Genomic DNA, 14,841 nt, shown 5'->3' on the forward strand with positions numbered 1-14,841 from the left:
ATATTTGCGGCTACATCTATTTAATTATGCTTCTAAAATCAAAGATATACAAATATTTGACATTTGCCTTTTTCCTTTCGAGTATGTTGGGAATTGTCACTTTTTATTTGCTATCTAACCGACATAAAGCCATTGTAAAAACACTTTTCTTTCAAAAAACAGGTTTGGTTGATGGCGAATGGACTGTAAATAATGATACCAAAGAATACAAAATGCGTTCGCCAACTTTCCTGATCGACGGCATTTATAAATCGATGGAAGGACCAAAAGCTTCAAGATATATCCAGTTAAATCAGACCGAAAAATTACTTTGGATTACTGGTTTTAATGTCAAAGCAATCGATGAAAAAACCAACAAAACAATCTCGAACGATTTTATTTGCCACATGAATGTAGATATAAATGACACGCAATATTACAGTCATTGGCAGTTAGAAGATAGAATTGGAAAGCAATATCCACGATTAACATCATTATCTAACGGATTAGAAAATTTCGATTTTCCGAAAGGTTTTGGCGTTCCAATTATAGGAAATGATTTCCTAAATGTGACCACACAGTCATTGAATATTAATATCCCTACTATTTTCAAAACCATAAAGCATGAAGTCACTGTAAAATATGAGAATTATAACAAAACTCAGAAACCATTACTAAGCAAAACGGTCTTTATCGAGTTGCCCTATGACAAAAAAAATCCTTATAAATGCCCTTTAGATCCAGCCAGTAACCAGTGTATTCCTGTGGAAACTAAAAACCATAGTTATGATGACGGGAAAGGAAATATGTTGTCTGGACATTGGGTAATTCCGACCAGAACAAAGACTTACAGAAGTTCGATAACAAAACAATTACAGATTAAAGATAGTTTGCGATTGCATTTTTCGGCACCACATGTTCATCCGTTTGCCACCAATATTTCCATTTTTGATAAAACAGCCAATAAGACTATTACTGCTTGTAAAGTGACAAATTATAAAAACAAAATTGGTTTAGCAAAAATAGAACCTTTTAGCTCTGAAACTGGAATTTGGTTATACGAAAATCACGAATACGAATTGGTTTTAACAACAAACAATACTTCAAAAATAGACCAAGACATGATGGGTAGTATGTTTTTGTTTTTTTATGATAGTGAATTAGACAACAAAATTTCGCATTAGTTTCTATAATCCGAAACATTTAAAATAGCACCATTCAGATAATTTCCTAATGCATCAATTTCGAAGATTTCTTGACCGATAGTTTCGATGTTTACTAATGAATTAGATTCTTTCAAATCGATAAATCTTTGAACATCGATAAAACTTTCAGGAGAACTTTTGCGAATTTGTCCTTGCATATCCGTATCAACAACTCCCGGATAAATGGCTATTATTTTTGTTCCGTTAGCAATTGTTTCTTGTTCGACTGCAACTGCTTTTGTCATCATATCGATAGCTGCTTTGGAAGCACAATATAATGACCAGCCATAATAAGGTTTTGCGGCTGCTCCAGATGAAATATTAATTATTTTTTTGGAACAATGCCAATTTTGAGTTTCTTTAAGAAAGATAGATGTTAATAAAAACGGAGTAATTGTATTAATCTGAATTATATTCTGAATATCTGAAACCGAATTATTTTCTAATCTTCCTATTTTACCTAAAGTGCCCGCATTGTTTATAAATACAATTCTTTCTACAGCATCTTTATCTATTTTATTGAATATTTGAGAAAAAGTGTTTTCTAAGTCTTCTGTTTTACTTAAATCTAAAACAATTTGATTAACTTCTTTATATTCTTCCGATTGATTTACCGAACGAGCAATAGATATAATTTGATATCCGTTATTTTTATATGCTGAAACAAGTCCGCTGCCAATACCTTTGTTTCCACCTGTAATAATCAAGTATTTTTTCATTTATTGCAACAACCCTTTTCCTGTTAATTGATAGCTCATACTCAACATAAAATATACTATTATTCCACAAAGAATAAATAGGATTACTTTTTTTAAACTCGTATTTATTAATTCTGAATAGTTACATAAATACAAAATAAATCTAATCAAAAAATAGACTAAAGCAATGAATAAGAAAAAAAGTAGTAGAATAACAAATATTGTTGAATCATTGATTCCACTGAGGAATATTAATGAATAATACATTTTAAAACAACTTCTTAATAATCATTTCTTCGGTAACTCCTTCTGCGTCTGCTTTGTAGTTTTTGATGATTCTGTGACGTAAAATTCCTGTTGCAACAGCTTGTACATCTTCAATATCTGGAGAGAATTTTCCGTTAAGAGCAGCATTGGTTTTTGCTGCTAATATTAGGTTTTGCGATGCTCTTGGTCCTGCTCCCCAATCTAAATAGTTTTTTATAAATTCATTAGATAATGGATTGTCTGGACGGGTTTTTGAAACCAAAGTCACCGCATATTCTATCACATTATCTGCTACTGGAATACGACGTATTAGATGCTGAAAATCGATGATTTCTTGCGCTGTAAATAGTGGATTTACTTTTACATCGAAATCGGCAGTGGTACTTTTTACTACTTGTACTTCTTCTGCAAATGACGGATAATCTAATTTTATGGCAAACATAAAACGGTCTAACTGCGCTTCCGGCAAAGGATAAGTCCCTTCTTGTTCGATTGGATTCTGGGTTGCTAATACAAAAAATGGCAGGTTTAGTTTATGTTGTTCACCAGCAATGGTAACCGATTTTTCTTGCATGGCTTCTAGCAAAGCGGCTTGTGTTTTGGGTGGTGTTCTGTTTATCTCGTCGGCAAGGATTATATTGGAAAATATTGGTCCTTTTAGGAATTTAAAATTTCTGTTTTCGTCGAGAATTTCGCTTCCTAATATATCCGAAGGCATTAAGTCTGGTGTAAACTGTATGCGTTTGAAATCTAATCCTAATGCTTGTGCAATTGTATTGACCATTAAGGTTTTTGCTAATCCGGGAACCCCTACTAACAGCGCGTGTCCTCCAGAAAATATACTCAACACGATTTGGTTTACCACATCGTCTTGACCTACAATTATTTTAGCGATTTCTTGTTTGAGTTCTTTTTGTTTTTGAACTAGATTTTGAATGGCAGCAACATCAGACATGTTAATTATAAATTATAAATTGTGAATTACGAATGTAAGTATTAATTACGAATTATTATGGCTTATAATTGTAAAAAAATTAAACCATATAAGGCATTTAAGACCATATAAGCTAACTGAAAAAGTGTCCGGCTGAGCGAAGTCGAAGCCCAGTATATGGCTTCGACTTCGCTCAGCTGGACATTTGTAATGATTACAAAAATTATGACAATTTCCTATTTTAGCCCCGATTACTTCACTTACTTTTTATTTTTCATTGGAGTTCAGTGAACTTCGTTTGAAATGAAAATTAGCTTTGTCAAAGTTTAAAACTTTGACAAAGCTAATTGTAATGGAAAGCGGGAAAATGATTAACAAATAATGCCCGAGCGATTGCTTCGCCTGTTCGCTATAGCTCGGGTCGCTCCTAAATAAATTATTTTTTTAACCAATTGTTTGTAAAGGTACAATTGCGGTATTCGTCATTTATTTTTACGTACGTTTCCTTGATTTTTTCTTCAGACCATTTTGCAATGGCTTTGATTTGTTTTTCTTTTAGCGCAAGTTCTTTTAGACGTGTGTAATCTTTAGAATAATCGGCTGTGTGCTCGTCGTAACGATTTGTTACTGTGATGATTTTATAAAATTTTCCTCCTGTACGATCTTCGTCAGCAATAGGATTTGAAATTTCGTTGTCTTTTAAGTTTGAAACTTGACCGTATAAAGCGGGATCCATTTTTGTTAATTCGAAACGAGTATCTTGTGTTTTTGGATTGGTTAAAACCCCACCATCGTTACGAGTTTCTTTTTCGTCGGACATAGTTCGAGCGGCTTCGGCAAAGGTAATTTCTTTGTCTAAAATTCTTTTACGAATAAGCTCTGCTTTTTCTTTTGATGCTTTTAAAGCCTCGTCAGAAACTTTTGGTGAAATAACAATGTGACGTAAATCGACTTCTTGTCCTCTAATTTTTTCTAGGAAAATGATGTGATACCCAAAATCCGTTAGAAATGGTTCTGAGATTTCGCCTTCTTTTAGACTAAATGCTACGTCTTTAAATTCTTTTACAAATTGGGTTCTTCTGTCCATTTTGTAATAACCTCCATTAGAGCTTGATCCTTTGTCTTCTGAATATAATACTGCTTTTCCGAAGAAACTAGAACCTTCTTGCACTTCTTTTTTGATGGCTTTAAGTTGGTCTATTACTTTTTGCTTTGCTTCTGGAGAAACGGCTGGTTTTACCACGATTTGTGCTACTTCCATTTCTGCTCCAAAAACAGGTAAATCTGCTTTAGGAATGGCTTTAAAAAAGTTACGAACTTCTTCTGGTGTAATAATTACTTCTTCGATAACTTTCTTTTGCATTTCGCCTGCTAACTTATTTACCTTGATAATATCAAACAATTCGGCTCTAAAATCCTGTTCATTCGATTTTTTGAAATACTGAATTACTTTTTCCATAGAACCCAACTGTTCTACCATATAACTTACTTGTTCATCTAGTTTTGAGTTTACTTCTTTGTCATCTATAACAATACTATCCTGAACGGCTTGGTGTGCATATAATTTATCTTCTAGAAGTTTTCCTAGCAACTGGCAACGAGTAATATCTTTTGTATCTACTCCTTGTTGTTTAAGCTCTAGTGTTGTTTTGTCTATATCTGAATCTAAAATAACATATTCTCCAACAACTGCAATTACACCATCTATTTTTTGCTTTTTCTCTTGAGCGGAAATCCCTAACGAAATAGCAAAAAGTGCTATTATAAAACTTAACTTACTACTAATTATGTTCATTTTAAATTTATTTATTGGCATTAATTATTTTTTCATCGAAGTTTTTAATCTTTCGAAAACTTCTTGATTTACATTTACTTTAAATTCTTTTTTTAGATTACTTACCCAATTGTCTTCTAGATATTGTTGGTAATCATTTATCACTCTTCCTTTTGTTTCTTCGAGTGTTTTGTTTGAAGCTGGTATTATTTTTGAAACTTTATTTACAAAATAAAACTCTCCTTCTTTATAAACCTCTGAAACTCCTGTTTTAAAGAGTACCTTTTTAGGAAAATTCTCTGCGCCTTCTTCATAAGTTTCTTGCTTAGTCATCACATTTACAACATCTTTTGTGTTAAGATTTGTTTTGATAGAATCGGCAGTTTGGTCTTTTTTTAACAATTTTCTTGCTGCTTTAATTACATCTTCTTTTGTTGATGAAGCAACTAAAACCTCAGCTCTATTTTTCCATTGGTACTTCAATTTGTTGGTGTTATAATAATTTTTTAACCCAACAGAATCTTGTTTTGCTTTGTCCCAAATTTCTTTTTCCATCAAGTCGAAAAGCAATAATCCGTCACGATATTCTTCTATAACGTTTGCAAAGTCTGGAAATTCTTTTTCTAGATTATCGTTGTAATAATTTGTCATTTGTGTGTCCACAAAATTTTGATACACATAATCGACTAGTTTACCAATAGGTTTTATTTTTAGATTTGCTTTTTGTTGTGTTTCTAGGTTTGATAAAAATTCGGCTCCGTTTATACTTTTATCTTCAATTTTGAATAAATTCCCATTATAATCTTTCAAATTAGCTGGAAGTTTCCATTCGCCTGTATAATATTTATCGGTAACCGATGCTTTTATTTGTGCATATAATTTTTCATCACGAACGATAGTATATTTTTTTTGAAGTTTGCTTGTAAGCGAATTTGTTATTAATCGAGAACGGTCGTCTTTTCTGATTTTTCCATCCAACTCTCTTTCCATTTCGTCGAGTTTTTTTATTGGATGTTTCTCAATTAACTTTACAATATGCCAGCCAAATTGGCTTTCGAATGGTTCAGAATAACTGTTTGGGATTGTAAGACTAAAAGCTACATTTTCGAATTCCTCTGAACTTAATTGTCCTGAAGCAAAACGTGGTAACAATCCGCCTTTTGGCGCTGAATTTTTGTCTTCAGAAAACTGATTGGCTAAACTTTCGAAGTGTTCGCCTTGTTTCAGTTTTGTATAAATATCCTGAATCGTTGTTCTTGCTTTTTCGTTTACAGCTTTATCTTCATTTGTTTTAGGTGCCTTCGAAATCATGATATGTGCCACAGTAATTTCGCCACGATTGTCACGAGAATCTACAATTTTGATTAAGTGATAACCAAATTTTGTACGAACTGGCATCGAAATTTCACCTTTTTTTGTATTGTAAGCTGCCGATTCGAATGCATAAATCATTCCAAACGCTGAAAAATAACCTAAATCTCCTTTATTTTCTTTTGATGATGGATCTTGAGAAAACTTAACCGCAAGCTCTGCAAAATTTTCTCCTGCTAGTGCTTTTTTTCTAATATCGATGACTTGATTGTATGCTTTTAGCGTGTCTGCTGGCATGGCGTTTTCATCGACCAAAATTAAAATATGAGAGGCTCTAATTTCTTTTAGAGAACGATTATAACCTTCTTCGATTAGTGCTTTTGTAACCTTTGTATCTGAAGTATAATTTTTAGATAACTGCGCTCTATATGACTTTAACTCATTGATATACTTTGTATTGTTTTGCAACCCAAGCTTATTTGCTTTGTTTATTTTAAGCTTATAGCCAACAAACAATTCCAAATATTGGTTTAAATCTTTTTGAGATTCATCTTTAACCAAGTCGATATTTTTGTTGTAAACTCGTGAAAACTCATCGGTATAATATGGTTTCTCATCAATGGTAAACAAAACTTCTTTTTTCTCGCTTTGGGCGAAAGCCAAAGAATTTATAACTAGTGCAAAACCTAAGATTAATTTATTAATTCTCATTCTTTATATTATTTTTAAAGACACTTTTTTTAACAACGAACAAAAATAACAATTCAGTTACATTATACAACTATATCGGTATGTATTAACAAAAATTTATATTTGCAAACCGAGGCAGATTTGCTGAAATATTTTCTAGAAAAATCTTGGTGATTTAAATTTTTTATACTCTTTAAATAATTCATATCGCAAAAATATTTCGTGCGAACCAGAATTATAGCTTGCCAATTTGGTTCTTTCTAAATCGTAAGCATAGCCTAAAAACCATGAGTTTGATATTTGAAATCCTGCCATTGCGCTCAAAGCTTTGCTAAATCTATAAGCTGCTCCTAAGGTGAATTTTTCGTTAAACAAAAAATTGGCAGACAAATCAGCTTGAAGTGGTGCTCCTTTTACAATTTTAGATAATAAAGCTGGTTTTAATTTTACACTTGACGACAAATCGAAAACATAACCTGTGATAAAATAAAAGTGTATTTGATCGTTTGCCACTGCTTTTTTTATATCGTCATACTGTTTTGTCTCAAGTAAATTAGGAACAGAAATTCCTATATAATTTTTGTCTGAATGAAAATACAATCCTGCACCAATATTGGGAGAAAACTTATTATTCTCTTCTTCTAATAAAACATCGGAAGTATCGTAGGTTTTTAATTTATTATAGTTAATATTCAACTGATTAAAAGCTCCATTAATACCAAATGCTAATTTATAGTTTTCTGATGTTTGTATCGCATAAGAAGCCGCAATAGAAATTGAATTTTCGTTAGATACTCCAATTTTATCATTAACAAACGACAATCCCAAAGCCAAATTAGCATCGCCTATTGGCGAATGCAAAGAAAAAGCATTGGTAATTGGAGCGCCGTCAAGACCAACCCATTGGTTTCTGTGTAATCCAAAAACACTCATAACACGTCTAGAACCCGCATAAGCCGGATTCACATTAATAGTATTGTACATATATTGTGTAAACTGAGAATCCTGTTGCGAATAAGCAAAAGATTCCAGTAACATAAATACTAATGTTAAAAATATTTTTCTACTATTTATCGATTTCATTTTTAAGTTTAAAGAAACATAAATTCTAACGGGAATTTCATCAAATATACATTATCGAGTTAAATCTACACTTTTAATCTAAAAAACCCAAGTGAGTAAAACAATATTTAATAATAATGTATATTTGCAAAAATTTAAAATAATGAGTTTCCTTAAAGAAATAGAACGCAGAAGAACTTTTGGTATTATTTCGCACCCCGATGCTGGTAAAACAACATTGACCGAAAAACTTTTACTTTTTGGTGGTGCCATACAAGAAGCTGGTGCTGTAAAAAACAATAAAATCAAGAAAGGTGCTACTTCCGATTTTATGGAAATAGAACGTCAGAGAGGAATTTCGGTTTCTACTTCAGTTTTAGCATTTATATATAAAGACAAAAAAATTAATATTCTGGACACACCAGGACACAAGGATTTTGCAGAAGATACTTTTAGAACATTAACTGCTGTAGATAGTGTTATTGTTGTTATCGATGTTGCCAAAGGAGTCGAAGAACAAACAGAAAAACTCGTTGCCGTTTGTAGAATGCGAAAAATTCCTATTCTCGTTTTTATAAACAAACTAGATAGAGAAGGAAAAGACGCTTTCGATTTGATGGACGAAGTGGAGCAAAAACTTGGTTTGACTGTTACTCCTATGAGTTTTCCGATAGGAATGGGTTACGATTTTCAGGGAATATATAATATTTGGGAAAAGAACATTAATCTTTTTAGTAGTGATAGCCGAAAAAACATTGATGATGTTGTGGCTATTTCTGATGTACAAAGTCCTGAATTAGAAAAAATAATTGGTCAGAAACCAGCTGATGAACTTCGAGAGAATTTAGAATTACTTACCGAAGTTTATCCGCCATTTGACAGACAAGATTACCTTGACGGGAAATTGCAGCCTGTATTTTTTGGTTCGGCATTAAATAATTTTGGAGTTCGAGAATTACTAGATTGTTTTGTAGAAATTGCTCCATCACCAAGACCAAAAGAATCGGAAACGAGATTGGTAAATCCTACCGAAGAAAAATTATCTGGATTTGTGTTTAAAATTCATGCTAATATGGATCCTAAACATAGAGACAGACTGGCTTTTGTAAAAATTGTATCTGGAACTTTCGAGAGAAACAAACCTTATTTGCACGTTCGTCAAGGAAAAAATTTAAAATTTTCTAGTCCAAATGCATTTTTTGCTGAGAAAAAAGAAATTGTAGACATTTCCTATCCTGGAGATATTGTAGGTTTACACGATACAGGAAACTTCAAAATTGGAGATACTTTGACAGAAGGCGAACAAATGAGTTTCAAAGGAATTCCGAGCTTTTCGCCAGAACATTTTAGATATATTAACAATGCCGATCCGCTAAAAGCCAAACAACTTGACAAAGGAATTGACCAGTTGATGGACGAAGGTGTTGCTCAGTTATTTACTTTAGAAATGAATAATCGAAAAATTATTGGAACCGTTGGAGCGCTTCAATACGAAGTAATTCAGTACCGATTAGAGCACGAATATGGTGCAAAATGTACTTACGAGAATTTCCCTGTTCACAAAGCTTGTTGGGTAAAACCTACCGATCCTAAAAGTGAAGAATTTAAAGAGTTTAGACGTATCAAACAGAAATTCTTGGCACACGACAAATACAAACAATTGGTATTTCTTGCCGATAGTGATTTTACTATCCAAATGACACAAAGCAAATTTCCAAATGTAAAGTTATTTTTTACTTCGGAATTTGATTAATTAGTTTTAGGTTTTTGATTAAAATAAAAAATCCCATTCGTTTTCACGAATGGGATTTTTAGTTATTCTCTAACTAAGAATTACCTTTTTACAACTTTGACAGTTTTAGAGGCTTTTTCTGAAGAAACTTTTACTAAATAAGTACCAGCGTTTAATCCTGACATATCTATTTGAGTAGATGTAGCAGTTACTTTTTTAGTTAAGACTTGTTGTCCTAACAAATTAAATACTGAAACACTTGTCAAGTCTGAAGTATATTCAATGTTCAATACATTGCTTACTGGATTTGGATAAGCTTTGAAACCGTCAGCCAAATCAAATTGATTTACACTTAATAAAGTAAACTCATCTGCACCCATATCTGGAGTTCCTGATCTAACATCTCCATCAATATCATTAGTAACAGCAGCAATCATTGTTCCTAAATTATCCAATCCAGCATTATTAGCTGTATCTAGGTGTAAATTAGTTGCTGATGTAAATACTGGAGCTACATTTATAGATGCTACATTTTGACCAAAACCAGTTTGAATGTCTGCAATTGTAACTCTATCTGAACCTATAAAACCTAAAACACCTTGTGCTCCACTTACAGAATAATCATTATAATCGATGTTTGTAAATGCCGTATTTGCAGCAGCAGAATAAATATCATATGTTTTAGCTGCCGCAGCAGTGCTATTTACAAGATTACTCACAAAGATGTTATTACGTATATCTAAATTACTAGTTGTAGATGATAAGTAAAGCGCTGCAGACAAAGTACCTGAAGCATTTCCAACAAAGGAACCACTACCTAAATTTACAGTATTATTATATAATTTAATTCCGCCTGTAGTAACAGTTGCTGCTGCAGTTGCTCCAATTCTAATTCCAACTGTAGAATCACCTGTTAAGGCATTCCAACCATCACCTCTAATATCCGAAATCATATTATTAGAAATTGTAAGGTTACTTGTAGCCGTTCCTGTATTTATATTCATACCTTTTCCTCCGTAACCACCTGTACCCGTGTAAGCAATACTTGAAATAGTATTAGCATTAAATGTTGAATTGATAACATTAGCTGCAATGTTAATACCAATTAGATTAGTATTAGTTGGCATTATAATATTGAAAACAGAGTTATTAGTTACTAACAATCCATTATTATTACTAAAAAACATACCAATAAATCCAATATAGTCTGCTGCAGTGTTAGATCCTATACTATTTTGAGTAATCACATTTCCTGTTTCCCCAACTGAAGCACCAGCAATTGCAAGTCCGTATTGAGATTTAGAAATTGCATTATTTTGCATAATACAATTATTATTAGCCGCTTCTGCAACTCCTCCCATTGTAACACCACTACCACTAAAAATACCGACAAACGTTGCTGCTGTTGGAGCCTGCCCTACGATATTTAAGTTTTTAAATGTATTATTTATAGCTCCATTTGACGCACTTCCACTTCCATTCCATACAACGCCACTAGTAGTACCTGTATTAGTATTCGAAATTGTTAAATCTCTAGTTGTAGAACCGTTATTAGAACCATCAATCGTAATATAATCAGCACCATTCAATTTGATGATTGCTGTAGCGTTTGATCCAGAGATTGTAGAAACAACTCCTACAGCTGGCTTAATTGTTAATGTATTGATTGCGCTTGCATCAGCATTTTGGTTAATTGTAATTGGGAAAGTTTCTGATGGATAAGTAGCATCAATTAAAGAAAAAGTAACCGCTCCTGTCAAACATTTGAAGTTATAATCCGCAACAGCAGCTGTTAATGTAGCGTAAGTACCTGTAGTTCCTACAGTATAAACACCATTCAATGGGGTTACTACTGAATAACTAAATGGTGATGTTGGTGCAGTTGACACCGCTGGAGGATTAGCTGTAAAACCAGCTGCTCCTGCTGATGGCAAAGCTCCTGTATTTGGTGTTCCTGCATTATCTTGAGCTACAAAATAATAAGTAATAACATCAGCTAATACACTTCCTGTTCCAACTGAAAAATTATACACCCCAGCTCCCATAGAAACACCAGTTGCAGCAATATAAGCACCTGCATTTATAGACCAATAAGCCACTGGCAAACCAATACCTGAAGTAGGCACTCCACTAGCATCAGTAATAGTAGCAGCTATAGTTCTTGACCCTCCCGTACAATCACTACCTACTGCAGTATGAGCGATTGTTGGACCTACCATATCTAAAAGAATTCCTGCGAATTCATCTGCTCCAATATCAGGAGTAGTTGCATTACGAGCATCTCCGTCAAAATCATCAGTAACAACTGCTATATTAGCACCCCCACTTTCAATTTGAGTTGCAATAGTAGTATCAATATGTAAGAAATTTACATTAGTACCAGCTGTACTAACAAAATTAGGATTTTCGCTCGCCGATGAAGAATCACGAGAAGCTACTCTAGTTTTGTAAGCTCCTAAAGTTGCGTCTGTATTTGTACCATCTGTAAAGATATTACTTGCATAAAATAAGTTATTATTAGATGCTGCTGCATAAGAGGTTAACGTAGTTGATGATCTTCTGTATGCAACCGCTAATCCTGCACCCGCAGTTGTTGAGTTATTTACAAAAATATTATTACGCAAAGCAACTGTTGGAGTTGAAGAAGCAGATACAGCACTAGAACCGAACAATGCTCCTGCACTAGTTGCGTTTAACATTACTGTATTATTATAAGCATTTACAGTTGTTCCGCCTGTAATATTAATACCGTTTAAAGGATTAGCTGCATTTGCATTTGGTGTTCTTAAATCTCCAATAATATTATTATAAGCAGTCACTAAAGTCCCTCCGCTTATAAGGAAACCATTTACCGTTGAAGAAGCGTTACTTCCTGACAAGTCGTAAATTTTATTTTTAAATACATTAGTTCCAGCAGCATTTGCTCCACTTACTGTAATACCATTTACAGCAGAAGCACCAGTACTTGATAATGTATTTACACTGTTATTAAAAATAGTGATTCCAAGAGATGTGTTACTACATGTTATTCCCGTAACACTTCCTCCAGTTCCAGTAGAAGATAAGTTATTAATTATATTGGAACCAATAGCAATTGATGTAGCATTATTTGCCGTACTTCCTATTGTTACACCAGTAATATTACCTTGACCATTAATATTAGTAACTGTGTTATTAGATAGACTTGATACACCACTCCAATAAGTAAAATTCATTGCGTTTATTGTAGCCGCCCCAGTTGTCCAGTTATTCAATATATTCCCTGTAACCGTTCTAGTAGGTGCCGTACCTCCATCTGTATAATTTATACCTGTAAGGATAGTTGCACCAGTAAGAGTAACATTTGAAAAATTATTGCTCATACAGTTTGAAACTGCACCAGCAACTGTCGAACCATTATCCGTTATAAAAATAACTGTTCCACCTGCTCCAGTTTTATTAAAAGCAGTTACAATAGCATTATTATTTACTGCTTTTGTTCCTGTTGCAGCTGCTGTAAAACTTTGTGAAATAAAAGTAACACTACCTGTAGTATTTACAGAGATATTACTAAATGTATTGTTATTTATCGTCGTAAATTGATTTGTACTAGCTGTCAAAATAAATATTATAGTACCAGATCCTGCAACTGTATGCCCAAAATTATTAAAATCATTATTATTAATATTAAGCGTACTTGTAGCGCTCGCAGATCCAGAAGGATAATTTATCCCATTCATAGCGCCTGCAATTAATCCAGATCTTAATGAAATATTATTATTATTTATAGTATTTGTAAATGTAGTACCCGTTGGCGGATTAGAAGAAGCTGCCACCTGAATACCATTTAACGTTCCTGCAGTTACACCACCAACAGAACTTGTAACGGTATTATAAGAAATATTTGTTCCGTTAGAGTTTCTAACTAAAATTCCATTTACAGTTCCAGATACATTTGCATAACCAGAGAAAGTTCCTGTTGTACCATAGTCTGTAATAGTATTAGCAGTAGCTAAAGAACTACCTCCAATATCTAATCCTGTATTTTGGTCTGCCACAGCAGTTGGCCCAACAACAACAATCCCGTTATTAACATTATTAACAGCATTGCTATAAATTTTCAACCCGTGATTTCCTCCCGTTGCAGTTGTTGCAGTTGCACTTGTTAGTGGAGTTGCAGCAGCGTGAGTAGAATTACTATAAATACCAAAAGTATTTTGATACGTTCTGTTTAATGAAATAGTATTGTTCTGAATTGTATTGTTTAGTGCTCCATTTGTAGTGGTTGTATACAACAAAGCAATACCCCACTCAGTCATATTATTAGTACCTGCTACCGTAGTTGTGTTAGCGGCATTTTCTTGCATTCTAAAGTTTTGCAAAGTGATATAATCCGCTCCTACTAATTTAAAAATAGCATCATTCAATACTCCTGCAACCAAAGCACCTGATGCTGTAATTGTATTTCCACTACCTTGAATAAGGATTGTATTTGTAGCATCACCTTGTGCTGTAATTGCATAACCTCCTACAGGTGCAGTTTGAGGATTTACTGGATCTAAAGTTATTACTACTGGACTCGAAATTGTCGCTCCGTTTAGTGCTGTAATCGCTGAATCTAAATCAGGATATGTTGGATTTAATCCTGAACCACTATTTGTGGTTACTTGTGCTGAAATGCTTTGAAAAGCAAAAAACATTACGAAAATCGCGAACATGGACTTCCATGTAAGGACTTTTCGCGTTCGACTTTGAAAGTAATTTTTGTTCATATTTGTATAATTTTGGTTTGATTAATAAACTCAAATCTACAAAAAAAATACATGCAAAAAAAGAAAACCTTTTCAAAATGAAAAGGTTATAAAATTATGCTTGACCAGCAGCGCCAAAATTAAGCGGAATGGCTGGTTGCTCTGATTCGACAATTTTTCCGTTTACGCTTTCAAATCGTTGAATATTTTCAGCAATGGCTTTAACCAATCGTTTGGCATGTTGTGGCGTGAGTATGATTCTCGATTTTACTTTTGCTTTTGGCACACCTGGCATAATATTCACAAAATCCAAAACAAATTCTGTATTTGAGTGGTTTATTATAGCAAGATTAGAGTAAATTCCGTCGGCTGTAGCTTCATCTAATTCGATATTGATTTGTCCTTGTTGGTTATTTTCGCTCATTTTTTTTATTTTTTAAATTGGTTAAAACTAAAATC

9 protein-coding genes are annotated in these 14,841 nt (G+C 33.3%); 2 read left to right on the forward strand and 7 right to left on the reverse strand.

All coding sequences use genetic code 11. From position 1 onward, the window contains the following. Positions 1-26 precede the first annotated feature (26 nt). Complete coding sequence (locus BM053_RS01605; protein ID WP_143076451.1) at positions 27-1,163, forward strand: hypothetical protein; 1,137 nt, start codon at positions 27-29, stop codon at positions 1,161-1,163. Here the strand turns inward: BM053_RS01605 and BM053_RS01610 are convergent. The 5 genes from BM053_RS01610 to BM053_RS01630 form a co-directional block, all read right to left on the reverse strand. Then, the gene (locus BM053_RS01610; protein WP_091473291.1) at positions 1,160-1,903 is read right to left on the reverse strand and encodes an SDR family NAD(P)-dependent oxidoreductase; all 744 of its coding nucleotides are present in this window, start codon (positions 1,901-1,903) and stop codon (positions 1,160-1,162) included. The genes BM053_RS01605 and BM053_RS01610 overlap by 4 nt on opposite strands. A gap of 247 nt (positions 1,904-2,150) precedes the next feature. Then, a complete protein-coding gene (locus tag BM053_RS01615) occupies positions 2,151-3,104 on the reverse strand; it encodes an AAA family ATPase (protein WP_091473293.1) in 954 nt (317 codons plus the stop codon). A gap of 415 nt (positions 3,105-3,519) precedes the next feature. Further along, positions 3,520-4,878: a peptidylprolyl isomerase gene (locus BM053_RS01620; RefSeq protein ID WP_244148495.1), complete on the reverse strand. Its 1,359-nt coding sequence runs from the start codon at positions 4,876-4,878 to the stop codon at positions 3,520-3,522. Positions 4,879-4,902: 24 nt separating this feature from the next. Beyond that, positions 4,903-6,879: a peptidylprolyl isomerase gene (locus BM053_RS01625; RefSeq protein WP_091473297.1), complete on the reverse strand. Its 1,977-nt coding sequence runs from the start codon at positions 6,877-6,879 to the stop codon at positions 4,903-4,905. A gap of 135 nt (positions 6,880-7,014) precedes the next feature. Then, the gene (locus tag BM053_RS01630) at positions 7,015-7,941 is read right to left on the reverse strand and encodes a PorP/SprF family type IX secretion system membrane protein (protein ID WP_091473299.1); all 927 of its coding nucleotides are present in this window, start codon (positions 7,939-7,941) and stop codon (positions 7,015-7,017) included. Positions 7,942-8,083: 142 nt separating this feature from the next. Between BM053_RS01630 and BM053_RS01635 the strand changes: the two genes are divergently transcribed. Then, complete coding sequence (locus tag BM053_RS01635; protein ID WP_091473301.1) at positions 8,084-9,673, forward strand: peptide chain release factor 3; 1,590 nt, start codon at positions 8,084-8,086, stop codon at positions 9,671-9,673. Positions 9,674-9,753: 80 nt separating this feature from the next. On the opposite strand, the gene BM053_RS01640 is transcribed toward BM053_RS01635, so the two are convergent. Both BM053_RS01640 and BM053_RS01645 read right to left on the reverse strand, forming a co-directional pair. Continuing rightward, positions 9,754-14,349, reverse strand: a complete 4,596-nt coding sequence (locus BM053_RS01640) for a T9SS type A sorting domain-containing protein (RefSeq protein ID WP_167357265.1) — start codon at positions 14,347-14,349, stop codon at positions 9,754-9,756. A 148-nt stretch (positions 14,350-14,497) separates the two neighbouring features. Next, positions 14,498-14,806, reverse strand: coding sequence for a DUF3467 domain-containing protein (locus tag BM053_RS01645; protein ID WP_091473306.1), 309 nt, complete (start codon positions 14,804-14,806; stop codon positions 14,498-14,500). Positions 14,807-14,841: the final 35 nt, after the last annotated feature.

This window comes from Flavobacterium swingsii, assembly GCF_900111965.1.
Classification (GTDB): Bacteria; Bacteroidota; Bacteroidia; order Flavobacteriales; family Flavobacteriaceae; genus Flavobacterium; species Flavobacterium swingsii.

Excerpts from the sequence above, each read along its gene's own strand:
- BM053_RS01605 (WP_143076451.1), top strand. The coding sequence starts at position 27 with ATGCTTCTAAAATCAAAGATATACAAATATTTGACATTTGCCTTTTTC.
- BM053_RS01635 (WP_091473301.1), top strand. The coding sequence starts at position 8,084 with ATGAGTTTCCTTAAAGAAATAGAACGCAGAAGAACTTTTGGTATTATT.
- BM053_RS01625 (WP_091473297.1), bottom strand. The coding sequence starts at position 6,879 with ATGAGAATTAATAAATTAATCTTAGGTTTTGCACTAGTTATAAATTCT.
- BM053_RS01615 (WP_091473293.1), bottom strand. The coding sequence starts at position 3,104 with ATGTCTGATGTTGCTGCCATTCAAAATCTAGTTCAAAAACAAAAAGAA.
- BM053_RS01620 (WP_244148495.1), bottom strand. The coding sequence starts at position 4,878 with ATGAACATAATTAGTAGTAAGTTAAGTTTTATAATAGCACTTTTTGCT.
- BM053_RS01640 (WP_167357265.1), bottom strand. The coding sequence starts at position 14,349 with ATGTTCGCGATTTTCGTAATGTTTTTTGCTTTTCAAAGCATTTCAGCA.
- BM053_RS01645 (WP_091473306.1), bottom strand. The coding sequence starts at position 14,806 with ATGAGCGAAAATAACCAACAAGGACAAATCAATATCGAATTAGATGAA.
- BM053_RS01630 (WP_091473299.1), bottom strand. The coding sequence starts at position 7,941 with ATGAAATCGATAAATAGTAGAAAAATATTTTTAACATTAGTATTTATG.
- BM053_RS01610 (WP_091473291.1), bottom strand. The coding sequence starts at position 1,903 with ATGAAAAAATACTTGATTATTACAGGTGGAAACAAAGGTATTGGCAGC.